General features: G+C 67.5%; 21 protein-coding genes. 5 read left to right on the top strand and 16 right to left on the bottom strand.

Annotated features, from left to right (window positions below; all coding sequences use genetic code 11):
- Positions 1-34 precede the first annotated feature (34 nt).
- Genes aroK through M8R19_RS18490 form a run of 6 tightly spaced genes read right to left on the bottom strand, consistent with a single transcriptional unit; the run spans position 35 to position 5,543 of the window.
- Positions 35-553, bottom strand: coding sequence for a shikimate kinase AroK (aroK, locus tag M8R19_RS18515; RefSeq protein ID WP_024128057.1), 519 nt, complete (start codon positions 551-553; stop codon positions 35-37).
- A gap of 8 nt (positions 554-561) precedes the next feature.
- Positions 562-2,649 carry a type IV pilus secretin PilQ gene (locus M8R19_RS18510; RefSeq protein WP_074985595.1) on the bottom strand — a complete coding sequence of 696 codons (2,088 nt, stop codon included), beginning with the start codon at positions 2,647-2,649 and terminating at the stop codon, positions 562-564.
- Between the two features lie 56 nt (positions 2,650-2,705).
- Positions 2,706-3,230, bottom strand: a complete 525-nt coding sequence (gene pilP, locus M8R19_RS18505) for a type 4a pilus biogenesis lipoprotein PilP (protein ID WP_074985598.1) — start codon at positions 3,228-3,230, stop codon at positions 2,706-2,708.
- Entirely contained in the window at positions 3,227-3,883 is a 657-nt protein-coding gene (gene pilO / locus M8R19_RS18500; RefSeq protein WP_009613645.1) for a type 4a pilus biogenesis protein PilO, read from the bottom strand. Before pilO ends, pilP begins: the two co-directional genes overlap by 4 nt.
- On the bottom strand, positions 3,880-4,479 hold the full coding sequence (gene pilN, locus M8R19_RS18495) for a type 4a pilus biogenesis protein PilN (RefSeq protein WP_009613648.1): 600 nt from the start codon (positions 4,477-4,479) through the stop codon (positions 3,880-3,882). Before pilN ends, pilO begins: the two co-directional genes overlap by 4 nt.
- Entirely contained in the window at positions 4,479-5,543 is a 1,065-nt protein-coding gene (locus M8R19_RS18490; protein ID WP_009613650.1) for a pilus assembly protein PilM, read from the bottom strand. The genes pilN and M8R19_RS18490 overlap by 1 nt, the downstream gene beginning before the upstream one ends.
- 185 nt (positions 5,544-5,728) lie before the next feature.
- On the opposite strand from M8R19_RS18490, the gene M8R19_RS18485 reads away from it, so the two are divergent.
- On the top strand, positions 5,729-8,161 hold the full coding sequence (locus tag M8R19_RS18485; protein ID WP_249918541.1) for a penicillin-binding protein 1A: 2,433 nt from the start codon (positions 5,729-5,731) through the stop codon (positions 8,159-8,161).
- A gap of 397 nt (positions 8,162-8,558) precedes the next feature.
- Here M8R19_RS18485 and M8R19_RS18480 read toward each other — a convergent pair whose 3' ends face one another.
- From M8R19_RS18480 to tkt, 8 genes are all read right to left on the bottom strand, one after another.
- Positions 8,559-9,065: a M48 metallopeptidase family protein gene (locus tag M8R19_RS18480; protein ID WP_249918540.1), complete on the bottom strand. Its 507-nt coding sequence runs from the start codon at positions 9,063-9,065 to the stop codon at positions 8,559-8,561.
- A 61-nt stretch (positions 9,066-9,126) separates the two neighbouring features.
- Positions 9,127-9,897 carry a class I SAM-dependent methyltransferase gene (locus tag M8R19_RS18475; protein WP_249918539.1) on the bottom strand — a complete coding sequence of 257 codons (771 nt, stop codon included), beginning with the start codon at positions 9,895-9,897 and terminating at the stop codon, positions 9,127-9,129.
- 43 nt (positions 9,898-9,940) lie between these two features.
- The gene (locus M8R19_RS18470) at positions 9,941-10,363 is read right to left on the bottom strand and encodes a hypothetical protein (RefSeq protein ID WP_502942910.1); all 423 of its coding nucleotides are present in this window, start codon (positions 10,361-10,363) and stop codon (positions 9,941-9,943) included.
- 67 nt (positions 10,364-10,430) lie between these two features.
- Positions 10,431-11,495, bottom strand: coding sequence for a class II fructose-bisphosphate aldolase (gene fba, locus M8R19_RS18465; RefSeq protein ID WP_074985612.1), 1,065 nt, complete (start codon positions 11,493-11,495; stop codon positions 10,431-10,433).
- 93 nt (positions 11,496-11,588) lie between these two features.
- Positions 11,589-11,930, bottom strand: coding sequence for an MliC family protein (locus M8R19_RS18460; RefSeq protein ID WP_116424165.1), 342 nt, complete (start codon positions 11,928-11,930; stop codon positions 11,589-11,591).
- A gap of 116 nt (positions 11,931-12,046) precedes the next feature.
- Positions 12,047-13,210, bottom strand: coding sequence for a phosphoglycerate kinase (locus tag M8R19_RS18455; RefSeq protein ID WP_074985618.1), 1,164 nt, complete (start codon positions 13,208-13,210; stop codon positions 12,047-12,049).
- Positions 13,211-13,237: 27 nt separating this feature from the next.
- Positions 13,238-14,287, bottom strand: a complete 1,050-nt coding sequence (epd, locus tag M8R19_RS18450; protein ID WP_116424164.1) for an erythrose-4-phosphate dehydrogenase — start codon at positions 14,285-14,287, stop codon at positions 13,238-13,240.
- A gap of 112 nt (positions 14,288-14,399) precedes the next feature.
- On the bottom strand, positions 14,400-16,397 hold the full coding sequence (gene tkt, locus M8R19_RS18445; protein ID WP_249918538.1) for a transketolase: 1,998 nt from the start codon (positions 16,395-16,397) through the stop codon (positions 14,400-14,402).
- A 302-nt stretch (positions 16,398-16,699) separates the two neighbouring features.
- Between tkt and M8R19_RS18440 the strand changes: the two genes are divergently transcribed.
- From M8R19_RS18440 to ligB, 3 genes are all read left to right on the top strand, one after another.
- Entirely contained in the window at positions 16,700-17,701 is a 1,002-nt protein-coding gene (locus tag M8R19_RS18440) for an ArsR/SmtB family transcription factor (protein ID WP_043313171.1), read from the top strand.
- Positions 17,702-17,717: 16 nt separating this feature from the next.
- On the top strand, positions 17,718-18,908 hold the full coding sequence (gene metK, locus M8R19_RS18435) for a methionine adenosyltransferase (RefSeq protein ID WP_058070747.1): 1,191 nt from the start codon (positions 17,718-17,720) through the stop codon (positions 18,906-18,908).
- A gap of 1,105 nt (positions 18,909-20,013) precedes the next feature.
- Complete coding sequence (ligB, locus tag M8R19_RS18430; RefSeq protein WP_249918537.1) at positions 20,014-21,678, top strand: NAD-dependent DNA ligase LigB; 1,665 nt, start codon at positions 20,014-20,016, stop codon at positions 21,676-21,678.
- Between the two features lie 4 nt (positions 21,679-21,682).
- On the opposite strand, the gene M8R19_RS18425 is transcribed toward ligB, so the two are convergent.
- On the bottom strand, positions 21,683-22,984 hold the full coding sequence (locus M8R19_RS18425; protein WP_249918536.1) for a ferredoxin reductase family protein: 1,302 nt from the start codon (positions 22,982-22,984) through the stop codon (positions 21,683-21,685).
- A gap of 170 nt (positions 22,985-23,154) precedes the next feature.
- Here M8R19_RS18425 and M8R19_RS18420 point away from each other — a divergent pair, with 170 nt between their 5' ends.
- Positions 23,155-23,898 (top strand): metallophosphoesterase, encoded by a 744-nt coding sequence (locus M8R19_RS18420; RefSeq protein WP_249918535.1) that lies wholly within the window; start codon positions 23,155-23,157, stop codon positions 23,896-23,898.
- Here the strand turns inward: M8R19_RS18420 and M8R19_RS18415 are convergent.
- Complete coding sequence (locus M8R19_RS18415) at positions 23,877-24,866, bottom strand: CE1 family esterase (RefSeq protein ID WP_249918534.1); 990 nt, start codon at positions 24,864-24,866, stop codon at positions 23,877-23,879. The two genes, M8R19_RS18420 and M8R19_RS18415, sit on opposite strands and share 22 nt — an antisense overlap.
- Between the last annotated feature and the right edge of the window lie 82 nt (positions 24,867-24,948).

The following is a 24,948-nucleotide window of genomic DNA, read 5'->3' as shown; positions in this document are numbered from 1 at the left end:
AAGGGCACTAGGATAACGCAGAACCGCGCGCCCTTTAATGGCGCTCCAGCCTGCGCAGGCGATCGAGTATCTCCAGCACCACCAGGCGCGGTGGCCGCTCGTCGGTTTCCACCACCACGTCGGCGATCTCCCGGTACAGCGGATCGCGCAGTGCCATGAGGTCGCGCAGGATCTGCCCCGGGTTGGGCTTCTGCAGCAGCGGCCGGTTCCTGTCGCGGGCGGTGCGGGCGATCTGCTGGTCGACCGAGGCGTGCAAGTAGACCACCTTGCCGCCGGCCTTGAGCGCGGCGCGGTTGGCCTCGCGCAGCACGGCGCCGCCGCCGGTGGCGATCACCACGCCGTCGCCGTCGCAGAGCTCGGCGAGCATGGCGCTTTCCCGCTCACGAAAGCCGGCCTCCCCCTCGACGTCGAAGATCCAGGGGATGTTGGCTCCGCAGCGCTGTTCGATCTCCTTGTCGGAGTCCTTGAAGTCGAGGTGCAGCTCTTTGGCAAGAAGACGCCCGATGGTGCTCTTTCCAGCACCCATCGGGCCTACCAGAATCAAATTGGGCACGGCATTGATCAACGATCGATGGCAATGGCCTGATTATTCATGATCCGGGGAGTGAGGAAAACCAGAAGCTCGTTCTTGGTGTCCGTCACATAGTCGTTCTTGAACAGGCGGCCGACGACCGGTACGTCGCCGAGGAACGGGACCTTGGAGGTGGTCTTGGTCTGGGTGTTGGAGAACACACCGCCGATGACGATGGTTTCACCGTCGTTGACCAGCACCTTGGCGTTGACCTCGTTCTTCTTGATCGGCGGCACGCCGAGCAGCGCGTTCTGGTAGTCGGGCTCGTCCTTGTTCACCTTGACCTGCATGATGATGCGGTTGTCCGGGGTGATCTGCGGGGTGACCTCCAGGGACAGCGCAGCCTCCTTGAAGGACACCGAGGTGGCGCCGCTGGAGCTGGCTTCCTGGTAGGGAATCTCCGAGCCCTTGAGGATCTTCGCGGTTTCCTTGTCCGAGGTGACCACCTTCGGCTGCGACACCACTTCGCCGTTGCCGGTCTTCTCCATGGCGTTGAGCTGCAGGTCCAGGGTGGTGTTGTCGGTGACGAAGCCGATGCCGATGCCGGAGGTCGGCGTCGCGGTGGTCACGCCCAGGTCAACGAAGGTATTGCTCGTGCTGTTGGCGCCACCGGTGATGTTGAAGTTGCCGCGATTGCTCAGCGAACCACCCCATTGCACCCCCAGCTCCTTGGTGTAGTCGACGCTGGCCTCGACGATGCGCGCCTCGATCATCACCTGGCGTACCGGGATGTCCAGCTGCGAGACGATGCGGCGCAGCTCGTCCAGGCGGTCCTGGGTCTGGTAGGCGATGATGGCGTTGGTGCGGTCGTCGACGGTGATGGAGCCACGGTTGTCGGTGCCGGCGGCAGGCTGGGCGCCCGGGCCGGAACTGGTGCCGGTCACGGACTGGAACAGCTTGGCGATGTCGGAAGCCTTGGCGTAGTTCACCTGGATCAGTTCGCGACGCAGGGGCGCCAGTTCGGCGATCTGCTTCTGCGCTTCCAGCTCCTGGCGCTCACGCGCGGCGATCTCGTCGGCCGGTGCCACCAGCAGGACGTTGCCGACCTTGCGCTTGTCCAGGCCCTTGGTCTTGAGCACCAAGTCCAGCGCCTGGTCCCAGGGCACGTTCTGCAGGCGCAGGGTGATGTTGCCCTGCACGGTGTCGGAGGCCACCAGGTTGAGGTCGGTGAAGTCGGCGATCAGCTGCAGCACCGAGCGCACGTCGATGTCCTGGAAGTTCAGCGACAGCTTCTCGCCGGTGTAGGCGAAGCTGTCCTTCTTGCGCTTCTCGGCCTCGTTGCTGGTCATCGGCTTGATGCTGACGGTCATGCGGTTGTCGGTCTGGAACACCAGGTAGTCGTACAGGCCGCTGGGCTCGATGACGATGCTGGCCTTGTCGCCGGCCGCCGAGGCGTTGACGAACTGCACCGGAGTGGCGAAGTCCTTCACGTCCAGGCGCACGCGCAGGCTGTCGGGCAGCTGGGTGCGCGGGAAGTCCAGGCGGATCTTGCCGCCCTGCTCCTGGATGTCCGGGCTGACGCTCGGGTCGGACAGGTCGATGACCACGTTGCCCTCGCCCTGCTCGCCACGCTGGAAGTCGATGTTGCGGATCGCCTTGCCCACCGGCACGTAGGGCTTGGGCTGCGCCGGGCGAGGCGCCGCGGCATAGGCCGGGGCCGCGCTCGGCGCGGAGCTGGCCGCCGCCGCGGGCGCGCCACCACCCTGGCCGACCAGGATGATCAGGTCGTTGCCCTGGGCGCGGGTGGAATACGGCACCAGGGTGGTCAGGTTGATGATCAGGCGGGTGCGGTCCTTGGCCTCGACCACGGTCAGGCTGCGCGCATTGCCCACGCCCAGCTCGCGGTTCTTGCTGCCCAGCTTGTTCTGCACGCCCGGCAGGTCCAGGGCGATGCGCGCCGGCTGCTCGATGGTGTAGCCACGCGGCGCGGCCACCGGCTCGTCGAAGCCCAGCTTGAGCTCCACGCGATCCCCCGGCAACGAGGCCACATCGACGCGCTGCAGGTTGGCGGCGAGCAGGCTCGGCGCGAAAAGGCCGGCCAACAGGGCAAAGCCCAGGCGGGTCATAGTTCTGTTCATCGTCGTCTGTATCCGTCGTGCAGACAGCAGTTTGTTATCCATGGTCATCCCCGCCCTTAGGAGCGCTCCTTGAGAGTCAGGCTGCGCGGACGCTCGAGCCAGCCACCCTCACCGTCAGGAACGATCTCGACTACATCGATCTTGCCTTCGCTGATGGAAACGATCTTCCCATCGTTGCGCCCCAGATAATCCCCCACCTTGACCCGGTGCACCCCTCCTGCACCGCGGACCAGGGCGAACGTACCCTCCTGGTTGGACAGTGTCCCCACCATCTCGAAGGTCTCGATGTTGAAACCTTCGAGGAACTGCTTGACCCGCGTTTCGTCGGGCTTGACCACCTTGGAGCCCTTCTGCTTGATCGCCAGGTCGATCTTCACCGGCGGCTGGAACGGGCTGCGCAGGGACGAGGCGTTGTAGGTGAAGGCCTCGTAGGGCTGGAACTTGGGCAGGGGCTCGATGGCCCCCTTGGGCCGCGCACGGACTTCGTCCATGTACGCCTGCAGGTCGGCGAAATCGCCACCCGAACCGCAACCATTCAGACTCAGCAGCAACAGGCCACACAGCATCAGGCGCTTGTTCATTTCTTCGCCCCCGCCTTGTTGGCCGCCGGCTTGGCCTGCACGCCCTTGTCGTTATAGCGGTAGGTCTTGGCCACGATGGTCATGCGCAGCTTGGTGGTACTGTCCGCACTCACGGGTTTGATCTCGAAGTCGTGCAGGGTGACGATCCGCGGCAGGCTGGCCACGCCGCTGACGAAGGTCGCCAGGTCGTGGTAGCCGCCGACCACGCTGATCTGTATCGGCAGCTCGATGTAGAACTGCTGGGTGACTTCCGGCAGCAGCTTGATTTCCTCGAACTCCAGGCCGCTGCCCAGGCCGGTGCGGGTGATGTCCTCGAGCAGCCCGGGCACCTCGGTGTCGCTGGGCAGCTGGCGCAGCAGGGCGCCGAAGGACTCTTCCATCTCCTTCATCTGGTTCTTGTAGGCTTCCAGGTTGGCCGCCTGGAAGGCCTTGGTGCCGAACTGCTGCTTGAGCGTCTCTTCCTCGGCCCGGCGCTGGTCCAGCTCGCCTTGCAGGTCCTTGAGGTGGAACTGGTAGCCGAGCACCAGCACCAGCACCATCAGCAGCGCGCCGGCGATCACCTTGGCCGCGGCGGGCCAGGAACCGACGTTGTTGAAGTCCAGCTCGTTGATATCGATCTTGCGCAGGCTTTGCAGGGAATCGGCCAGACTCATTTCTTGGCTCCTTGCGCGACTGTCTTCTTCTCCTGCTCCTTGACCTTCTCGCCGGGCTGCGTCTGCTGCACGGTGAGCTGGAAGGTGTTGGCCTGGTCGACGGCGCCCTGGGTGACCGCCTTGACCTCGGTGAGGTTGGGCGAGGTCAGCCAGTCGGAGGCATCCAGGTTGCGCATCAGGTTGGACACGCGGTTGTTGGACTCGGCGGCGCCGGCGATGGCGATGGTGTGGCCGTTCATTTTCAGGCCGGTGTAGTACACGCCATCGGGCAGGGTGCGTACCAGCTGGTCGAAGACGCGCCCGATGATCGGCCGGTTGCCCTGCAGGTCCTGGATGATCTTCATCCGCTCCAGCAGTTGCTGACGGCGCGTCTTCAGCTCGCTGATCTCCTTGATGCGGGCGTCCAGCACGGCGATTTCCTTGCGCAGGAAGTCGTTGCGCGCGCTCTGGTTCTCGATCGCCGAGCTGAAGTACTGGTCACCGAGGAACACCAGGCCGCCGGAGACCAGCAGCACGCCGCCCAGGGCGACCAGGAAGCGCTGCTTGCGCTCCTCGCGCAGCTGCTCCCGCCATGGCAGTAGGTTGATGCGCGCCATCAGTCGAAACTCCTCATCGCCAGACCGCAGGCAATCATCAGCGCCGGCGCGTCACTGGCCAGCGCCCCGGCATTCACCTTGTTGCTCAGCACCATGTCGGCGAAGGGGTTGGCCACCAGCGTCGGGGTGCCGATCTTCTGCTGGATGAGCCGGTCCAGGTCGGGAATGGAAGCCGTGCCGCCGGCGAGCAGGATGTAGTCGACGTCGTTGAACTGGCCCGCGGCGAAGAAGAACTGCAGGGAGCGCGAAACCTGCTGCACCACCGCATCCTTGAACGGTTGCAACACTTCGCTGTCGTAGTCATCCGGAAGACCGCCCTGCTTCTTGGCAAGGCCGGCTTCCTCCACCGACAGGCCGTAGCGGCGCTGGATCTCCTCGGTGAGCTGGCGCCCGCCGAACAACTGCTCGCGGGTATAGATGGTGCGGCCGTGGTGGAGGACGCTGAGGGTGGTCATGGTGGCGCCGATGTCGACCACCGCGACGGTCAGCTCGTCGGCGTTGCCGCCCAGTTGGTCGCCGAGCAGGCCGAAGGCGCGCTCCAGCGCGTAGGCCTCGACGTCCACCACCTTGGCGGTGAGCCCGGCCAGGGCCAGCGCGGCCTCGCGCACCTCGACGTTCTCCTTGCGGCAGGCCGCCAGCAGCACGTCGACGCGCTCGGCGTTGCGCGCGGATACGCCCTGGACCTCGAAGTCGATGGCGACTTCCTCCAGGGGATAGGGAATGTACTGGTCGGCTTCGATCTTGAGCTGGTTCTCCAGCTCGTCTTCGGAAAGCCCGCCGTCCATCTCGATGGTCTTGGTGATGACCGCCGAGCCGGCGACCGCCACGGCAGCCGTCTTCACGCCGGTGCGCGCCTTGGCGACCACCCGCGACAGCGCCTGGCCGACCCCCTCCAGTTCGGCGATGTTTTTCTCGACCACCGAGTTCGGCGGGAGCGGCTCTACGGCGTAGGCCTCTACCTTGTAGCGCCCGCCCGAACGGCTCAACTCGAGGAGTTTGACCGAAGTCGAACTGATGTCGATCCCCAGCAGTGTGTTCGCTTTCTTAGTGAAGAGCCCTAGCACGACTGATTTCCTATCAGCATCCGAGACTTACGGACGATTTATGTTTTTTGACATTAGATACCAGACTTGACACCCGCGCAAATAGCTCGCCGGCAAAAAAACTGCTTATAATGTGATCAGCTTTTCCCTTTTTGCCGCGCCTTTCGCTTAACTCTCTCTTTTCTCTGGAAATCCAAGACCTGCCAATGCGCCTGCTGAAGTTTCTGTGGTGGACTTGCGTCACCCTTTTTTGTGGAGTGCTGCTCGGTTTAAGTGGCGCCTACCTGTACCTGAGCCCCAGCCTGCCTTCGGTCGACGCCCTGCGCAACGTGCAGCTGCAGATTCCGCTGCGGGTTTACAGCAGTGATAACAAATTGATAGCAGAGTTCGGCGAGATGCGCCGCACGCCTATCCGTTTCGCTGACATCCCGCCGGATTTCATTCACGCCCTTCTGTCGGCCGAGGACGACAATTTCGCCAATCATTATGGCGTGGACGTGAAGAGCCTTATGCGCGCTGCCGCGCAATTATTGTCGACCGGTCACATCCAGACCGGCGGCAGCACCATCACCATGCAGGTGGCGAAGAACTACTTCCTCACCAACGAGCGCAGCTTCTCGCGCAAGATCACCGAGATCCTCCTGGCCCTGCAGATCGAGCGCGAGCTGACCAAGGACGAGATCCTCGAGCTGTACGTCAACAAGATCTACCTCGGCAACCGCGCCTACGGCATCGAGGCCGCCGCCCAGGTGTACTACGGCAAGTCGATCAAGGAACTGAGCCTGGCGCAGATGGCGATGATCGCCGGCCTGCCCAAGGCGCCCTCGCGCTACAACCCGCTGGCCAACGTGGCGCGCAGCATGGAGCGGCGCAACTGGATCCTCGAGCGGATGAACAAGCTCGGCTTCATCGACCAGGCCCGCTACCAGGAAGCCGTCGCCGAGCCGGTGGGCGCTTCCTACCACGTGGCGAGCCCGGAACTGGCGGCCCCGTACATCGCCGAGATGGCCCGCGCCGATATGGTCGGCCGCTACGGCGGCAATGCCTACACCGAGGGCTACCGAGTCTACACCACGGTGCACAGCGACCTGCAGCAGTACGCCAACGACGCCCTGCGCGAAGGCCTCCAGGAATACGACCAGCGCCACGGCTACCGCGGCCCCGAGGCGCGCATGCCGGGCAAGTCTCTGGACGCCTGGCGCCTGGCGGTGGCCCAGCAGCGCCCCATCGGCGGCCTGGAGCCGGCCATCGTCACCCGCGTGGAGAAGAGCGGCGTGATGGTCGTCACCCGTGACGGCAAGGACGACACCATCAGCTGGGACAACATGAAGTGGGCCCGCCCCTTCCTCAGCAGCAACAGCATGGGCCCGGCGCCGCGCCAGCCCGGCGACGTGCTGCAGCCCGGCGACCTGGTCCGCGTGCAGCGCAAGGACGACGGCGCCCTGCGCCTGACCCAGGTGCCGGCGGCGCAGAGCGCGCTGGTCTCGCTGAACCCGGACAACGGCGCCATCATGGCCCTGGTCGGCGGCTTCTCCTTCGAGCAGAGCAGCTACAACCGCGCCGTCCAGGCCAAGCGCCAGCCCGGCTCCAGCTTCAAGCCGTTCATCTACAGCTGCGCGCTGGACAACGGCTTCACCGCCGCCAGCCTGGTCAACGATGCGCCCATCGTGTTCGTCGACGAGTACCTGGACAAGGTCTGGCGGCCGAAGAACGACACCAACACCTTCCTCGGCCCCATCCCCCTGCGCGAGGCGCTGTACAAGTCGCGCAACATGGTCTCGATCCGCACCCTGCAGGCCCTGGGCGTGGAGCGCGCGCGCCAGTACATCAGCCGCTTCGGCTTCGATGTCCAGGAGCTGCCGCCGAACCTGTCCATGGCGCTGGGCACCGCGACCCTGACGCCCCTGGAGATCGCCGGCGCCTGGAGCACCTTCGCCAACGGCGGCTACAAGATCAGCCCCTACGTGGTCGACCGCATCGAAAGCCGCGACGGCCAGGTGCTGTACCAGGCCAACCCGCCCAGCGTGCCGGTGGAGGACAACCCGCAGGTCGCCGACAAGGAGGCCGCGCAGCCCGTCGCCGCGCCGGTGGAGGACGACGACCCGGCCCACGCCAGGACCACCCTCGAGCCGGCGCCGGCCGAACGCATCATCGACGCCCGCACCGCCTACATCATGACCAGCATGCTGCAGGACGTGATCAAGCGCGGCACCGGCCGCCGCGCCCTGGCCCTCAAGCGCGACGACCTGGCCGGCAAGACCGGCACCACCAACGACTCCAAGGACGCCTGGTTCTCCGGCTTCAACGCCGACTACATGACCACCGTGTGGGTCGGCTTCGACCAGCCGGAAAGCCTCGGCCGCCGCGAGTTCGGCGGCAACGTGGCGCTGCCGATCTGGATGCGCTACATGGGCTCGGCGCTCAAGGACAAGCCCTCGCACACGCTGCCCGAGCCTTCCGGCCTGGTCAGCCTGCGCATCGACCCGCTCAGCGGCCGCGCCGCGCCGCCGGGCACGCCGGGCGCCTACTTCGAGCTGTTCAAGAGCGAAGACACCCCGCCGCCCATGAGCGAACTGGGCAGCGGCGCGCCAGGCACGCCGCTGCCGGCCGACGAAGGCGCGCCGATGGATCTGTTCTGATCGAGAGCGCTGGTTTTACGGGAACGCCGTTCTCCTGAGGGGGGCGGCGTTTTTCGTGGAACGGATCGCGGATGAATCCGCTCCTACGGCATGAGCGAACGTGGCTTTTCGTAGGATGGTGTTGAGCGAAGCGATACCCATCAGCGCAACCGCATGGGTTTCGCAAGCTCAACCCATCCTACGAAAAGCAGCTCGGCGCAGTCGGTGAGACAGTTGCTCCTACATGGGAATGGCGCGCCCTACGTCCGCGACGATTTTTCCCCCAAATGGGAAAAAATTCCGAAAAGACTGATGGCAATATGCCAAGCCTTTTGATTACTCTCCGGATGCGGCGGGGGAAGGCTCCCGTGCGGTCGAACCCCATCCGATCGCCGGGAGCTTCCCGCGGCAACCCAGTCTATGCGCCGGGAGTTCCGCCCAGTTCGCGCCAGGTCAGGTAGACGCGCAGGTCGAATTCCAGCTGGTGATAGCCCGGCAGCATGTATTCGCAGAGCTGGTAGAAGGCCTTGTTGTGGTCGCGCTCGCGCAGGTGCGCCAGTTCGTGCACCAGGATCATCCTGAGGAATTCCGGCGCCGCGTCCTTGAACAGCGAGGCCACGCGGATTTCCTTCTTCGCCTTCAGCTTGCCGCCCTGCACCCGCGAGATCGCGGTGTTCAGCCCCAGGGCGCGCTGCACCACGTCCAGCTTGCTGTCGTAGAGTACCTTGTCCACCGCCGGCGCGTTGCGCATGTGCTCCTGCTTGAGCTGCATGGCGTAGGCGTACAGCGCCTTGTCGCTCTGCACCTCGTGGCGCCCGGGGTAGCGGCGCTGCAGGTACTCGCCCAGGCGGTCCTCGGCGATCAGCTGGCGGACCTGGTCCTGCAGCTGTTGCGGGTAGGCCTGGAGGTAGCGGAGCGGTTGCATGAAGGTCGGTTCGCGGTGACGGGGCGCGCAGTCTAGCCGATCCGCGCGCCCCTTCGCAGGCTCAGTCCAGCACCACCGCCGAATAGGCCTCGGTGCGGTAGGGGAAGGCCACCTCGGCCTGGTCCTTGAGGGCCGGGTGGGTGGCGATCAGCTCGCGCAGGCGCTGCTCGACCCGCGCCTTCTGTTCCGCCGGCAGCGCGGCGATGAAGCTGATCGACAGTGTCCGCGCCACTATCACCTGCTCCGGCGGGCCGACGTGGCGGTAGCTGAACTCGCGCAGCTGCAGCGGGCCGAAGGGCGCGCCGGCGAAGGCCCGGCGCCATTCGCCGGTGTGGAAGCGCGGGGTGCTGCCCTCGTAGGGCGCGACTATGTGGGTCAGCTCGGCGACCCAGTCCACCCGCTCGTCGCGGACGTTCCATACCAGCCCCAGGTGGCCGCGCGGGCGCAGCACGCGGTGGATCTCGCGCAGCGCCTCGGGGTTGGCGAACCAGTGGAAGGCCTGGGCGCAGAGCACCGCATCCAGGCTGGCGTCGGCCAACGGCATGCCCCGGGCCGTGCCTTCCAACACGCGCACGTCGGGCAGTTCCTGGTGCAGGCGCTCGCGCATGGCCGCCACCGGCTCGATGGCGGCCACCTCGGCGCCGGTGCGCAGCAGCAGGCGGGTGAACTTGCCGGTGCCGGCCCCAAGGTCGACCACCTTGCTGCCGGCATGGATGCCGAGGCTGCCATCGAGCCAGCCGAGCAGCTCGTCGGGATATTCGGGACGCCCGTGGGCGTAGGTCTCGGCCTCCTGGCCGAAGCCCTGCTGGGCGCTGGCGTGGACGCTGTCCATGGAACGGCTCTCCTGTAGGGGATCGCCCTCCGGTATAGCACACTCAGCGCAGGCGGCAGGCCTTGCCTTCCAGGTAGTCGCGGTAGCAGGCGAGCAGCCTGGCCTCGCTGATCCGGCAGCGCTTCTGCCGGCACTGGCTGTGGAACTCGAAGCGCCCGCCGTCGGGCTCGGCGAGCTGGATGCGCAATGCCGGCCAGCCCTTGTTCGGCGCCTTCTCCGGGGTGCTCAGCAGGCGGCCTTCGCTGACCACCAGGGGCGCGCCGGCCGCAGCGTAGTCGAAGACGAACAGCAGCGAGCGCGAGGTCTTCAACGTGCACTCGGTGTGGCTCAGGCAGTTCTGCGCATCCACCGGCAGGTCGACCGCCGACGCTCGCGGCGCGGGGGCTGCGGCGGGTGCGGGCGTGCCGGGCGGCTGCGCAGCACAACCGACGAGCAGGAGCATCAACAGGGGAACGAGCCAACGCATGGCGGACTCCGGGGCGTGGATACGAAAGAGCCCCGCCGGGGCGGGGCTCTTCAGGGGCGGGGCCGGATCAGTTGATCTTCGGCTCCAGCTCGCCCTTGGCGTAGCGCTGGAACATGCCTTCCAGGGAGATCGGCTTGATCTTGGAGGCGTGGCCGGCGGTGCCGAAGGCTTCGTAGCGGGCGATGCACACGTCGCGCATGGCTTCGATGGTCTTGGCGAAGTACTTGCGCGGGTCGAACTCGCTCTTGTTCTGCGCCAGGAAGCGACGGATGGCGCCGGTGGAGGCCAGGCGCAGGTCGGTGTCGATGTTCACCTTGCGCACGCCGTACTTGATGCCTTCGACGATTTCTTCCACCGGAACGCCGTAGGTTTCCGGGATTTCGCCGCCGAATTCGTTGATGATCGCCAGCCAGTCCTGCGGCACCGAAGAGGAGCCGTGCATCACCAGGTGGGTGCCCGGGATGCGCGCGTGGATCGCCTTGATGCGGTCGATGGCGAGGATGTCGCCGGTCGGCGGCTTGGTGAACTTGTAGGCGCCGTGGCTGGTGCCGATGGCGATGGCCAGGGCATCGACCTTGGTTTTCTTGACGAAGTCGGCGGCTTCTTCCGGGTCGGTCAGCAGTTGGCTGTGGTCCAGCACGCCTTCGGCGCCGACGCCGTCTTCCTCGCCGGCCATGCCGGTTTCCAGGGAGCCCAGGCAGCCCAGCTCACCTTCCACGGACACGCCGCAGGCATGGGCGAAGGCCACGGTCTGCTGGGTCACGCGGACGTTGTATTCGTAGTCGGCCGGGGTCTTGCCGTCTTCCTTCAGCGAGCCGTCCATCATCACCGAGCTGAAGCCCAGCTGGATGGAGCGCTGGCACACGTCAGGGCTGGTGCCGTGGTCCTGGTGCATGCACACCGGGATGTGCGGGAATTCTTCGATGGCCGCCAGGATCAGGTGGCGCAGGAAGGGCGCGCCGGCGTATTTGCGGGCGCCGGCCGAGGCCTGCACGATCACCGGGGAGTCGGTCTTGTCGGCCGCTTCCATGATGGCGCGCATCTGCTCGAGGTTGTTGACGTTGAAAGCCGGGACGCCGTAGCCGAACTCGGCGGCGTGGTCCAGCATTTGGCGCATGCTGATGAGTGCCATGTTTTCACTTCTCCCAGGAAGTTGGGCTCGTTCTATGGTTCGACAGCCTGCCGCAGGGGCAGGCCGCATTCAAGTCTGTTGCGCCGCGCGGTGCTAGCGTGCGCGGCAGCCGCGGCCGATCAGGTCGTTGCTTTCCACCCAGTAGATCAGCCCCTGGTCGCCGGTGACGCTGAAACCGACCAGTCCATCGCTATAGAAAGCACCGGACCCGCCGGGTTCCTCCTCCAGGTGATGGACGACGTCGTCCTCGCCCAGGCGCAGGTCCACCACCGACGAGCGGGCGCCTTCGACGTAGCGCCAGATCACCACGGCGCCGCTGTCGCAGGTCCAGTGGTTCCAGCCGCCTTTGGCGGTGCCGGCGCCGCTTCCCGCAGGGTGGCTGGAACAACCGGCCAGCAGGGCGCCCAGGGCCAGGGCGGCGAGGTAACGCTTCATCGGGCAATTCTCCCTCTCACGGCGATGCCGTATGTCCATTCAGCCCCGCGCCGCCCCAACGCCCCGGTTCAGGGGCATTTCACCGGCTTGTCGGTTGGGGGCGGACGCCGCCAGGCTTACTGCTTGGCGCGCTGCTCCAGCACTTCCACGGCCGGCAGGACCTTGCCTTCGACGAACTCGAGGAAGGCGCCGCCACCGGTGGAAATGTAGGAGATCCGCTCGCCAATGCCATATTTGTCGATGGCCGCCAGGGTGTCGCCGCCGCCGGCGATGGAGAATGCCGGGCTCTCGGCGATGGCCAGGGCCAGGGTCCTGGTGCCTTCGCCGAACTGGTCGAACTCGAAGACGCCCACCGGGCCGTTCCACAGGATGGTCTTCGACGACTTCAGCAGCTCGGCGAACTGCGCGGCGGTCTGCGGGCCGATGTCGAGGATCATGTCGTCGTCGGCGACGTCGGCGATGGCCTTGACGGTGGCGGCGGCGCTTTCGGCGAATTCCTTGGCCACGACGACGTCGACCGGCAGCGGCACGCTGACCTTGGCCGCGATGGCCTTGGCGGTGTCGACCAGGTCGGCCTCGTACAGCGACTTGCCGACCTTGTAGCCGGCCGCGGCGAGGAAGGTGTTGGCGATGCCGCCGCCGACGATCAGCTGGTCGCAGATCTGCGCCAGGCTGTTGAGCACGTCGAGCTTGGTGGAAACCTTGGAGCCGGCGACGATGGCCGCCATCGGCCGCGCCGGGTTGCCCAGGGCCTTGCCCAGGGCGTCCAGCTCGGCGGCCAGCAGTGGGCCGGCCGCGGCGACCTTGGCGAACTTGGCCACGCCGTGGGTCGAGCCCTCGGCGCGGTGGGCGGTGCCGAAGGCGTCCATGACGAAGACGTCGCACAGCGCGGCGTACTTCTGCGCCAGCTCGTCGGCGTTCTTCTTCTCGCCCTTGTTGAAGCGCACGTTCTCGAACAGCACCAGCTCGCCCGGCTTGACCTCGACACCGTCGAGGTAGTCGCGCACCAGCGGCACATCGCGGCCCAGGGCCTTGCTCAGGTAGTCGGCGACCGGCTTGAGGCTGTTCTCCTCGGAGAACTCGCCCTCGGTGGGGCGGCCCAGGTGCGAGCAGACCATCACCGCCGCGCCCTTCTCCAGGGCCAGCTTGATGGTGGGCAGCGAGGCCAGGATGCGGGCGTCGCTCTTCACCACGCCGTCCTTCACCGGCACGTTGAGGTCCTCGCGGATCAGCACGCGCTTACCTTGGAGGTCGAGGTCGGTCATCTTCAAAACGGTCATGACATCAGTCCTGTCTGGGCTGGTTGTTTAACGTTCACTGGCGGCGACCCGCAGGAAGTGCCCCGCGGTGTCGAGCATGCGGTTGGCGAAGCCCCACTCGTTGTCGAACCAGGCCAGCAGGTTCACCAGGCGCGGCCCGGAAACGCGGGTCTGGCTGCCGTCGACGATCGCCGAGTGCGGGTCGTGGTTGAAGTCGCAACTGGCGTGGGGCAGCTCGGTGTAGTCCAGCAGGCCCTTGAGCGGCCCGCTGCCGGCGGCCTCGCGCAGCACCCTGTTGATCTCCGCAGCGGAAGTGTCGCGGGAAACCTGCAGGGTGATGTCCAGGGCCGAGACGTTCACCGTCGGCACCCGGATGGCTTTGGCCTGGATTCGCCCGGCAAGTTCCGGGAGCAGGCGCTCGATGCCCCGCGCCAGCCCCGTCGACACCGGGATCACCGACTGGAAGGCCGAGCGCGTGCGGCGCAGGTCCTCGTGGTGGTAGGCGTCGATTACCGGCTGGTCGTTCATCGCCGAGTGGATGGTGGTGATCGAGACGTACTCGATGCCCACGGCCTCGTTCAGCAGCTTGAGCAGCGGCACGCTGCAGTTGGTGGTGCAGGAAGCGTTGGAGACCAGCTTCTCGGCGCCGGACAGTTGCTGCTGGTTGATGCCGAAGACCACGGTGGCGTCGACGTCGGCCTCGCTGGCCATGGGTTGGGAGAACAGCACCCGCGGCGCGCCGGCGGCAAGGAAGCGCTGGCCATCGGCGCGGCTGTGGTAGACGCCGGAGCATTCCAGCACCAGGTCGAGGTCCAGCGCCGCCCAGTCGATGGCCTCGGGCTCGGCCTGGCGCAGCACCTTCACGCAGTCACCGCCGACGTGCAGGCAGCCGTCGGCCACGCTCACCTCGCCGGGGAAGCGGCCGTGGGTGGAGTCGAAGCGGGTCAGGTATTCCAGGCTCGGCAGGTCGGCCAGGTCGTTCAGCGCGACGATGGAAAAGCCGGCCTTCGCGCCGCGCTCGTGCAGGGCGCGGAACACGCAGCGGCCGATGCGGCCGTAGCCATTGAGGGCGACACGGTAGGACGGATTCCGGGGCATTCGGGCCTGCCTAATCACAAGCCGCTCGAAAGCTGGAGGCTGGAGGCTGGACGAAACAGCAGCTCGGCGCCGCTTGTCGTCCAGCCTTCAGCCTCCAGCCTCCAGCGTCTTTTCAGTCTTCCAGGAGTTCTTCGGCAACCGCGAGCACGTTTTCGACGGTGAAGCCGAAGTGCTCGAACAGCGCCGGCGCCGGGGCCGACTCGCCGAAGGTGGTCATGCCGATCACGCGGCCTTCCAGGCCCACGTACTTGTACCAGTAGTCGGCGTGGGCGGCCTCGATGGCGATGCGCGCGCCGACCTGTACCGGCAGCACGGCCTGCTTGTAGCCGGCGTCCTGCTGCTCGAAGACGCTGGTGGAGGGCATGGAGACCACGCGCACCTGGCGGCCTTCGGCGCTGAGCTTGTCATAGGCCTGCACGGCCAGGCCGACTTCCGAGCCGGTGGCGATCAGGATCAGCTCCGGCTCGCCGGCGCAGTCCTTGAGCACGTAGCCGCCGCGGGCGACGTTGGCCAGTTGCTCGGCGTCGCGCGCCTGGTGCGGCAGGTTCTGGCGGCTGAAGATCAGCGCCGAGGGGCCGTCGTTGCGCTCGATCGAGTATTTCCAGGCGATCGCCGACTCGACCGCGTCGGCCGGGCGCCAGGTGTCCAGGTTCGGCGTCAGGCGCAGGCTGGCCAGCTGCTCGATGGGCTGGTGGGTCGGGCCGTCCTCGCCCAGGCCGATGGAGTCGTGGGTGAACACGTACAGCACGCGCTGCTTCATCAGGGCGGACATGCGCACCGCGTTGCGGGCGTATTCCATGAAGATCAGGAAGGTCGCGCCGTAGGGGATGAAGCCGCCGTGCAGGGCCACGCCGTTCATGATGGCGCTCATGCCGAACTCGCGCACGCCGTAGAACACGTAGTTGCCCGAGGCGTCGGTGGGGGTCACGCCCTTGCAGCCCTTCCACAGGGTCAGGTTGGAGCCGGCCAGGTCGGCGGAGCCGCCGAGCAGTTCCGGCAGCAGCGGGCCGAAGGCGTTCAGCGCGTTCTGGCTGGCCTTGCGGCTGGCGATGGTCTCGCCCTTGGCGGCGACTTCGGCGACGTAGGCCGCGGCCTGCTCGGCGAAGTCGGCCGGCAGCTCGCCCTTGACGCGGCGCTGGAACTCGGCGGCCAGTTCCGGGTGCGCGGCCTGGTAGGCGGCGAAGCGCTGGTTCCACTCGGCCTCGCGGGCGGCGCCGGTTTCCTTGGCGCTCCACTCGGCGTAGATCTCGGTGGGGATTTCGAACGGCGCGTGGTTCCAGCCCAGCGCAGCGCGGGTGGCGGCCACTTCGTCGACACCCAGGGCGGCGCCGTGGCTTTCTTCCTTGCCCTGCTTGTTGGGCGAGCCGAAGCCGATGATGGTCTTGCAGCAGATCAGCGTCGGCGCGTCGCTCTTGCGCGCGGTCTCGATGGCAGTCTTGATCTCGTCGGCGTCGTGGCCGTCGACGTTGCGGATCACCTGCCAGCCGTAGGCCTCGAAGCGCTTCGGGGTGTCGTCGGTGAACCAGCCGTGGACCTCGCCGTCGATGGAGATGCCGTTGTCGTCGTAGAAGGCGATCAGCTTGTTCAGGCGCAGGGTGCCGGCCAGGGAGGCGACCTCGTGGGAGATGCCTTCCATCATGCAGCCATCGCCCAGGAAGGCGTAGGTGTAGTGGTCGACGATGCCGTGGCCTTCGCGGTTGAACTGCGCGGCCAGCACCTTCTCCGCCAGGGCCATGCCCACGGCGTTGGCGATGCCCTGGCCGAGCGGGCCGGTGGTGGTCTCGACGCCGGCGGTGTAGCCGTACTCCGGGTGGCCCGGGGTGCGCGAGTTGAGCTGGCGGAAGTTCTTCAGGTCGTCGATGCCCAGGTCGTAGCCGGTCAGGTGCAGCAGCGAGTAGATCAGCATCGAGCCGTGGCCGTTGGACAGCACGAAGCGGTCGCGGTCGGCCCACTGCGGGTTGCCCGGGTTGTGCCTGAGGAAGTCGCGCCAGAGCACTTCGGCGATGTCCGCCATCCCCATGGGGGCGCCGGGGTGGCCGCTGTTGGCTTTCTGCACGGCATCCATGCTCAGTGCGCGGATGGCATTGGCTCGCTCACGACGGCTGGGCATCGCTGAATCTCCTGCGGGGGCTGCTTCGATTGATCGAAGGGATGAAAAAAGGCGGACATTTTCGCCCAGCCGGCCATCGCGGGGCAATGACAATCGGGCCGCAGGCTACAGGCGGCAGGTTTCTGGCGCGAGCCGCCTTTGGTAGGAGCGAGCTGGCTCGCGAACAAGCGCCGTGCCAGCCCGGTTCGCGAGCAAGCTCGCTCCTGCAGTCCTGGCGTTGCCGCGACCTTCCGTCTCCAATATCAAAACTTTTTGATACAGCCGTTGCCACCATCGCCCCAGGCCTCTAGACTCCGCCCCCTATGAGCCTGCGCATGCCCCTGATCCGCCACGATGCCTGCGACGAGCTGGCCGCGCTGTGCAAGGCCGGCGGCGACCCGCTGCGGCTGAACGTGCTGCGGGTGCTGGCCAACGATTCGTTCGGTGTGCTGGAGCTGGCGCAGATCTTCGCCATCCGCCAGTCGGGCATGAGTCACCACTTGAAGGTGCTGGCCCAGGCCGGCCTGGTGGCGACTCGCCGCGAAGGCAACGCGATCTTCTACCGCCGCGCCCTGCCCCAGGCCGACAGCCTCGGCGGCAAGCTGCACGGGGCGCTGCTGGCGGAAGTGGACGAGCTGGCGCTGCCGCCCGAGGTGGACGCCCGCGTCGCCGCGGTGCATGCCCAGCGCGCCGCGGTGAGCCGCGACTACTTCGCCCGCAGCGCAGAGAAGTTCCAGGCCACGCAGGACCTGATCGCGGGGCTGCCGCAATACCGTGAAAGTGTTCTGGCGCTGCTCGACGCACTGAGCTTCGCCCCCGGCGCCACGGCGCTGGAAGTCGGCCCCGGCGACGGCGGGTTCCTCCCCGAGCTGGCCCGGCGCTTCGCGCGGGTGACCGCGCTGGACAACAGCGTGGCCATGCTCGACCTGGCCCGCCGGCGCTGCCTGGAGGCAGGGCTGACGAACGTGCGGCTGGACCTGGCCGACGCCCTGCAGGACGCCGCCGAGCCGGCCGACTGCGTGGTGCTGAACATGGTGCTGCACCATTTCGCGGCGCCCGCCGAGGCCCTGCGCCAGCTGGCGCGCCTGGTGAAGCCGGGCGGCAGCCTGCTGGTGACCGAACTGTGCAGCCACGACCAGAGCTGGGCCCGCGAAGCCTGCGGGGACCTCTGGCTGGGGTTCGAACAGGAAGACCTGGCCCTTTGGGCCGATGCCGCGGGGCTCGCCCCCGGCGAGAGCTTGTACATTGGTTTACGTAATGGCTTTCAGATCCAGGTGCGGCATTTCGCCAAGCCGGATTCGCGAAGCGTCCTCACCCACCGGTAAAGACAGGAACCGTTAGATGAGCGAATACTCGATTTTCACCTCCGAATCCGTATCCGAAGGCCATCCGGACAAGATCGCCGACCAGATCTCCGACGCGGTGCTGGACGCCATCATCGCCAAGGACAAGTACGCCCGCGTGGCCTGCGAGACCCTGGTGAAGACCGGCGTCGCCATCATCGCCGGCGAAGTCACCACCTCGGCCTGGGTCGACCTCGAAGACCTGGTGCGCAAGGTCATCATCGACATCGGCTACAACAGCTCCGACGTCGGCTTCGACGGCGCCACCTGCGGCGTGCTGAACATCATCGGCAAGCAGTCGGTGGACATCAACCAGGGCGTCGACCGCGCCAAGCCCGAAGACCAGGGCGCCGGCGACCAGGGCCTGATGTTCGGCTACGCCAGCAACGAGACCGACGTGCTGATGCCGGCGCCGATCTGCTTCTCCCACCGCCTGGTCGAGCGCCAGGCCGAAGCGCGCAAGTCCGGCCTGCTGCCGTGGCTGCGCCCGGACGCCAAGAGCCAGGTCACCTGCCGCTACGAAGGCGGCAAGGTGGTGGGCATCGACGCCATCGTGCTGTCCACCCAGCACAACCCGGACGTCTCCTACGCCGACCTGCGCGAAGGCGTGATGGAGCTGATCATCAAGCACGTGCTGCCGGCCGAGCTGCTGCACAAGGACACCCAGTTCCACATCAACCCGACCGGCAACTTCGTCATCGGCGGCCCGGTGGGCGACTGCGGCCTGACCGGGCGCAAGATCATCGTCGACTCCTACGGCGGCATGGCCCGCCACGGCGGCGGCGCCTTCTCCGGCAAGGACCCGTCCAAGGTCGACCGTTCGGCTGCCTACGCCGGCCGCTACGTGGCCAAGAACATCGTTGCCGCCGGCCTGGCCGAGCGTTGCGAGATCCAGGTGTCCTACGCCATCGGCGTGGCCCAGCCGACCTCCATCTCGGTGAACACCTTCGGCACCGGCAAGATCAGCGACGAGAAGATCGTCCAGCTGGTTCGCGAGCACTTCGACCTGCGTCCGTACGCGATCACCAAGATGCTCGACCTGCTGCATCCGATGTACCAGCCCACTGCGGCCTATGGTCACTTCGGCCGCAACCCGTATGAGCTGACCTACGGTGACGATACCTTCACCGCCTTCACCTGGGAGCGCACCGACAAGGCTGCCGCCCTGCGTGACGCGGCTGGCCTGTAAGGTTCGCCCGACGGAATAGCCCTGCTCCGGCGGGCTGTTCACGGTAAGAAAGAATGCCGTTTCTCTGGTTGGGGGAAACGGCATTTTTCATATGGGGTGGGGCTTGGGCTTCGCTTGCGGCTCTTGGTCCTGCGCGCCCAACCTAACCCCGTCATTCCCGCGAACGCGGGAACCCAGCTGCCTTCTTGCTCGGTGTAGCGCGCCGCTCCGAGTGCGTTGATGTTTCTTGTTTCGCCCCCTCGGGCGAGTCCCTTTTGTCAAACGCCACAAAAGGAACCAAAAAGGCTTGCCCCAACATACGGGCCCGATAAAGCCGGGCTACTCTCGCGAATTCCCCCGCCACGGAGGCCCGCCCCGAGGGTACGTCCCTGTAGCCCGCGGGGCTCTCGCGACATCCATGTCGCATGACCTCCTGAGCGCGGGTTTCGCTCGGCCTTCTGAAGGGGCGTTTCGGTGCGCGCGGATGTTTCTCTGGAAGTCCAAGAGCAAACGCGCTTTTGCTTTTGCTTTTCGTAGGAGCGAGCTTGCTCGCGAACCGTCCGTCACTGGGTTCCCGCATTCGCGGGAATGACGAGGGAGATAAGGAGTTTCAGGATGACTCTAGATTCCCCTCCCACTCCGAACAGCCCCCTCTCCCTTCAGGGAGAGGGCTGGGGAGAGGGCGCTCTTCACCCCAACACCTGCACCCCGGCAAACCCCGTTCGCGAGCAAGCTCGCTCCTACAGTCATGATGACATCGGCGCACTGGCCAACGGCGTATAACCGCGAACGGTTATACGCCCTACGAACCCGCCGGCTGATACTGCGTTATCCACTCACGCCGAACGGCCCCCTCTCCCTCTGGGAGAGGGCTGGGGTGAGGGTTGCGGACTTCGCCCACACACCTCTGCCAACCCTGACTCCGCTCCCCCTCCCTAACCCTCCCCCGCAAGCGGGAGAGGGGACCGTTCGGCGTGAAGTGAAATCCCGACGCTCCCGGAATCCATCCACAAAGCGCTGTTCGCAATGAAGCCACATCCCAGAAACCTCCCACAGCCCACCCGGCCCCTTCGCGGCGGCGGCGCACCTAGCCTGGAACCCCCTCCAGGCGCAAGGAAGCCCGCCGATGAAAGCCCTGCTCGCCTCAGCCCTGCTGCTTCTCCCCACCCTATCCCTGGCCTGCCCCGGCTGGCCTGAACAGCGCGCCCGCGAAGAACTGCTGGGCCTGCGCCAGCAGCTGGAAGCCTGGGACCAGGCCTACCACCAGCGCGGCGAAAGCCCGATCGCCGACGAACTCTACGACCAGGCCCGGCAGCGCTTCAGCCTTTGGCGCGGCTGTTATCCACAGCTCGCCATCGAGCCGCCCCCGCCGCTGCCGGCCAGCCGCGGCAAGCTGCGTCACCCCGCGGCCCATACCGGCCTGGACAAGGCCGCCGACGCCAGCGAAGTCCGCCAGTGGATGGCCGGGCGCGAGGACCTCTGGGTGCAGCCCAAGATCGATGGCGTGGCCGTGACGCTGGTCTACCAGGACGGTGAACTGGTCCAGGCCATCAGCCGCGGCGATGGACTCCACGGCCAGGACTGGACCGCCAACGCCCGCCGCCTGCCGGCCGTGCCGCAACGTCTGCCCGCCGCGGGCCGGCTGGTGTTGCAGGGCGAACTCTACTGGCGCCTGCCGGGCCACGTGCAGGCGCAAAGGGGCGGCCTCGGCGCCCGCGGCAAGGTCGCCGGGCTGATGGCGCGCAGCGCGCCGGGCAAACAGGTTTCGCAGGTCGGCCTGTTCGTCTGGGAGTTGCCGCACGGCCCCCAAAGCATGGCGCAGCGCCTGGAGCGCCTGAAGGCGCTGGGCCTTGCTGATAGCGCAGCCCTGACGCTGCCGGTGGCGGGCTTCGAGGACGCCCAGCGCCAGCGCGAGCACTGGTACCGCAGCCCCCTGCCCTTCGCCAGCGACGGCATCGTCGTCCGCCAGGGCTCGCGCCCCGCCGCGAAGGCCTGGCAGGCCGGCAGTGCCAGCTGGGCGCTGGCCTGGAAATACCCCTACCGCCAGGCCCTGGCCGAGGTGCGCCGGGTACATTTCCGCATCGGCCGCACCGGACGGGTGACGCCGCTGCTGGAGCTGCAGCCGGTAACGCTGGACGACCGCCGCATCGCCCAGGTCAGCCTCGGCTCGACGCGGCGCTGGCAGGCCCTGGACATCCGCCCCGGCGACCAGGTGGCCATCGCGCTGGCCGGCCTGACCATTCCTCGCGTGGAAAGCGTGGTCTGGCGCTCGCCGCAGCGCCTTGCGGTAGAGCCCCCGGAGTCCGGGCGCTACCACGCGCTCAGCTGCTGGCGGGCAACGCCCGGCTGCGAGGAACAGTTCCTCGCCCGCCTCGCCTGGCTGGGCGAAGAACAGGGTTTGGCCCTGGAAGGCGTGGGGCCTGGGACTTGGCAGACGTTGCTGGAAGCCGGCCAGATTGCCGGCCTGCTCGACTGGCTGGAATTGCCGCCGGAAGCCCTGCGCCAACTGCCGGGCTTCGCCGAGCACAGTGGCGAACGCCTGCACGCCCAGTTTCGCGCCGCGCGGCAACGTCCCTTCCAGCGTTGGCTGCGGGCGCTGGGCGTACCCCAGGTCGACAGCCTGCCGGCCACCGCGGACTGGGCCGAGCTGAGCGCCCGGCAGGCCAGCGACTGGCGCCAGCTGCCGGGTGTCGGGCCAGTCCGGGCCCGGCAGTTGCAAGCCTTCTTTGCCGACCACGAGGTGCAGCGCCTGGGCGCGCAACTCGCCGCGGCCGGGGTAGCCGGCTTCTGAGCCCTCAGCGCAGGCGGAAGGCTTCCTGGTGGAAATTGCGCGCCGGCATGCCGCGCCGGCCGAGGTCGCGCCGCAGCAGGTCGGCCAGGCCCTGCGGGCCGCAGAACCACAGGCTCGGCCAGCGGCCGTCGGCGTCCGGCGCCATGCTCAGGTCGTCGCCGCGCAGGTAGCCCTCCTCGGCGCTGTAGTGGACCTTCAGCGCCACGCTGGACAGGCCGTCGCACAGCTCGCGCAGGCGCCCCGCGTAGATGGCATCGGCGGGGCTGCGCACGCAGTAGTGCAGCTCCACTTCCGGCGCATCGGCCGGATGCTGCTGCAGCGCCTCCAGCCAGGCCAGGAAGGGCGTGATGCCGATGCCGCCGGCGATCCACACCTGGCGCTCGCCGCCGCGGCGGAAGTCGAAGCAGCCATAGGGCCCCTCGACCTTCACCGCATCTCCCGGCGCCAGGGCATCCTGCAGGCGCCGGGTGTAGTCGCCCAGGGCCTTGATGCTGAAGCGCACCTCGCCATTGCCCTGGTCGGCGCTGGAAATGCTGAAGGGATGCTGCCCCTCCAGGCGGTCGCAGGTGAGGAAGGCGAACTGCCCGGCCTTGTGCCGCCAGTTGCGGCCGAGCCGGCAGGTGACCTCCAGCATGCGCTCGCCGGGCCGCGCCACCGCCGCCACCACGCCCTGGTACGTGCGCCGCCGACCGATGCGCCCGCTCAGGGCGATCAGCGCGCACACCGAGCCCAGCGCCGCGCACAGCGCCAGCAGCCAGCCGAGCGGCTGCGCCCAGTAGCCGGCCGGCGCCAGCACCACGCCATGGAAGGCCAGCACCAGGTAGACCAGCGCCAGCGCTTTGTGCACGTAGCGCCACAGGTGGTAGGGGAAGCGCTGCCAGAGCGTCAGCACCAGCATGGCGGCGAGCAGCCAGGCCGACCACTCGCCCAGCTCCTTGGCCGAGCCGCGGAAGAGCTCGAGGAAGGTCTCCACCCGCGGCCCCTTCGCTGGCTTGGCGACGAACTTCGCCAGCAGCGGCCCGCCCAGTTCCAGCAGGTAGTGCAGCAGGCCCAGGCTGATGGCCAGGATGCCCGCCCAGCGGTGCACCCGGTACATGCGGTCGAGCCCGCCCAGCGGCCGCTCCAGCCAGGCCGGGCGCACCGCCAGGAGCATGATCAGCGACATCAGCGCGAAGGCGACGACGCCGCTCAGCAGGATGGCCTGCTTGCGCAGGACCCAGATATCGAAGGTGGCGGGCGGATCGAGCACGAGCGCCAGACCAAACGCCGCCAACACGGTGGCGATGACGATTCCTATGAACTTCATGTGGCCTCCCTGATTGCGAGCCTGGTCCGAGACTGGGCGCGCGGCCTTAATCATCCCTGAAGTTCATAGGGGAATTTTCCGCTGTTCGGCCTTGCCATGATCCAGGTCAAGCGCTGGGCAAGGCCGCGGGCGTGCCGCACAATGCCGGACCTGGCCAGGAGACAACCCGCATGCGTATCCGCGTCCTTTCCGACCTGCACCACGAGCACTTCGGCGGCCGCCGCGAGCTGCCCGCGGTGGACGCCGACCTGGTGGTGCTGGCCGGCGACATCCATGAGCACCTGCAGGGCCTGCACTGGGCCCGCGAGGCCTTCCCCGACACGCCGGTGGTCTACGTCGCCGGCAACCACGAGTTCTACCATTCCGACCTGCCCGAGCTGACCCAGGCCATGCGCAACCTGGCCCGCGCCCTGGACATCCACTTCCTGGAGAACGACGCGGTGATCATCGACGGCGTGCGCATCCTCGGCGCCACCCTGTGGACGGACTTTCTGCTCTACGGCGAGGAAACCCTGCCGCTGACGCTACAGCGCGCGCTGCGCCTGATGCCCGACTTCAGCTGCATCGACTGGTTCACCGCGCCCTTCACCCCGGCGCTCAGCCAGCAGCTGTTCGAGGCCTCGCGGGACTGGCTGGCGGCGCAGCTGGCCGAGCCCTTCGCCGGGCCGACCGTGGTGGTCACCCACCATGCGCCCAGCGCCCGCTCCATTCCGCCGCAATACGTCGGCGACAGCCTATCGCCGGCCTTCGCCTCGGACCTGGAGCACCTGGTGCAGCAGTGCGACCTGTGGCTGCACGGCCACGTGCACGATGCCCTGGACTACCGCATCGGCCGCGCCCGCGTGGTGGCCAACCCGGGCGGCTACCCGGGCGAGAAGGGCGGCTTCGACGCCTACGGCACCGTGGAAGTCTGAGCCACCGGCAACTGGTTGAAGAAGCGCCAGATCTCCGCCGGCCCGTCCAACTCGGGGTCGGCGATGCCGAACAGACGCGGCGGCCGATAGCCCGGCTGCGACAACAGATGGCCGCCGCCGTGCACGCTCACCAGTTCCACCGGCGGCATTCCCTCGCCCTGCCACTGCCAGCGCTCCGACCAGACCGGGCCGGGGCGCGTCAGCGGCTCGCGCTGCGCCGGCGCGCTGATGCCGTTGCGCCGCGCCAGCTCACCGGCCGAAGCCTCGCTGGAGAGCACCTCGCCGCGGTCGCCGAAGCCGAACAGCTTCACCCGCCCGCCGCCGTAGGGGTTGATCGGGTCGCGCGTGCCGTTCATCAGCAGCGCCGCCACCGCCCGCCGCGACTCGCTACAGGCGTCGTTCGCCGCGCTCGGCAGGCTGGCCGCCACCAGGGCGATGCCGGCCAGCGGCAGCTCGGACTCCGCGGCCATGCGCAGGGCCATCTGCCCACCGTTGGAGTAGCCGGCGAAGAACACCCGCTGCGGGTCCACCTGGCGCTCGCGCTGGATCCGCCGCACCAGCCGGGTGAGGAAGGCCACGTCGTCGATGTTGCGGGTGCGCGCGCTGTAGCTGGCCACCTTGCGGCAGTCGTTCCAGTGGCCCTCGAAACCGTCCGGGTAGAGCACCAGGAAGCCGTCGCGGTCGGCCAGGGCGTCGAAGCCGAAGCCACTGTCGCGGCGCATCAGCTGGCCGTTGCTGCGCGAGGCGTGCAGCACCACCAGCAGCGCCGGGTTCGGCGCCAGGTTGGGCGGCACGTAGAGCACGTAGCCGCGGCGCAGGCCGCCGGCGCGCAGGGAGCTGTCCTCGCTCACCCCGGTGAGCATCGGCGGGCGCAGCTGCTCGCCGGGCAGCAGGTACCAGGCGCCCACCAGCAGGGCCGCCAGCAACAGCAGGATCAGCGCCTGAACCAGGCGAATCGCGATACGCATCCAGCCTCCCCCGCTCCGCCCGACGGAGCGTGCCCAATGGATCGACCAGGCCGCGGACTGCCATGGGGCAACCCCCACACGC

The sequence above is a fragment of the Pseudomonas sp. R3.Fl genome (assembly GCF_023516765.1).
GTDB lineage: Bacteria > Pseudomonadota > Gammaproteobacteria > Pseudomonadales > Pseudomonadaceae > Pseudomonas > Pseudomonas citronellolis.
Note: the sequence above shows the minus strand (reverse complement) of the source record. Positions and strands in the feature narration are given on the sequence as shown.

Coding starts and splice junctions, on each gene's coding strand:
- M8R19_RS18510 (WP_074985595.1), bottom strand. CDS start 2,649: ATGAACAGAACTATGACCCGCCTGGGCTTTGCCCTGTTGGCCGGCCTT.
- pilP (WP_074985598.1), bottom strand. CDS start 3,230: ATGAACAAGCGCCTGATGCTGTGTGGCCTGTTGCTGCTGAGTCTGAAT.
- pilO (WP_009613645.1), bottom strand. CDS start 3,883: ATGAGTCTGGCCGATTCCCTGCAAAGCCTGCGCAAGATCGATATCAAC.
- pilN (WP_009613648.1), bottom strand. CDS start 4,479: ATGGCGCGCATCAACCTACTGCCATGGCGGGAGCAGCTGCGCGAGGAG.
- M8R19_RS18485 (WP_249918541.1), top strand. CDS start 5,729: ATGCGCCTGCTGAAGTTTCTGTGGTGGACTTGCGTCACCCTTTTTTGT.
- M8R19_RS18480 (WP_249918540.1), bottom strand. CDS start 9,065: ATGCAACCGCTCCGCTACCTCCAGGCCTACCCGCAACAGCTGCAGGAC.
- M8R19_RS18475 (WP_249918539.1), bottom strand. CDS start 9,897: ATGGACAGCGTCCACGCCAGCGCCCAGCAGGGCTTCGGCCAGGAGGCC.
- M8R19_RS18470 (WP_502942910.1), bottom strand. CDS start 10,363: ATGCGTTGGCTCGTTCCCCTGTTGATGCTCCTGCTCGTCGGTTGTGCT.
- fba (WP_074985612.1), bottom strand. CDS start 11,495: ATGGCACTCATCAGCATGCGCCAAATGCTGGACCACGCCGCCGAGTTC.
- M8R19_RS18460 (WP_116424165.1), bottom strand. CDS start 11,930: ATGAAGCGTTACCTCGCCGCCCTGGCCCTGGGCGCCCTGCTGGCCGGT.
- M8R19_RS18455 (WP_074985618.1), bottom strand. CDS start 13,210: ATGACCGTTTTGAAGATGACCGACCTCGACCTCCAAGGTAAGCGCGTG.
- epd (WP_116424164.1), bottom strand. CDS start 14,287: ATGCCCCGGAATCCGTCCTACCGTGTCGCCCTCAATGGCTACGGCCGC.
- tkt (WP_249918538.1), bottom strand. CDS start 16,397: ATGCCCAGCCGTCGTGAGCGAGCCAATGCCATCCGCGCACTGAGCATG.
- M8R19_RS18440 (WP_043313171.1), top strand. CDS start 16,700: ATGAGCCTGCGCATGCCCCTGATCCGCCACGATGCCTGCGACGAGCTG.
- metK (WP_058070747.1), top strand. CDS start 17,718: ATGAGCGAATACTCGATTTTCACCTCCGAATCCGTATCCGAAGGCCAT.
- ligB (WP_249918537.1), top strand. CDS start 20,014: ATGAAAGCCCTGCTCGCCTCAGCCCTGCTGCTTCTCCCCACCCTATCC.
- M8R19_RS18425 (WP_249918536.1), bottom strand. CDS start 22,984: ATGAAGTTCATAGGAATCGTCATCGCCACCGTGTTGGCGGCGTTTGGT.
- M8R19_RS18420 (WP_249918535.1), top strand. CDS start 23,155: ATGCGTATCCGCGTCCTTTCCGACCTGCACCACGAGCACTTCGGCGGC.
- M8R19_RS18415 (WP_249918534.1), bottom strand. CDS start 24,866: ATGCGTATCGCGATTCGCCTGGTTCAGGCGCTGATCCTGCTGTTGCTG.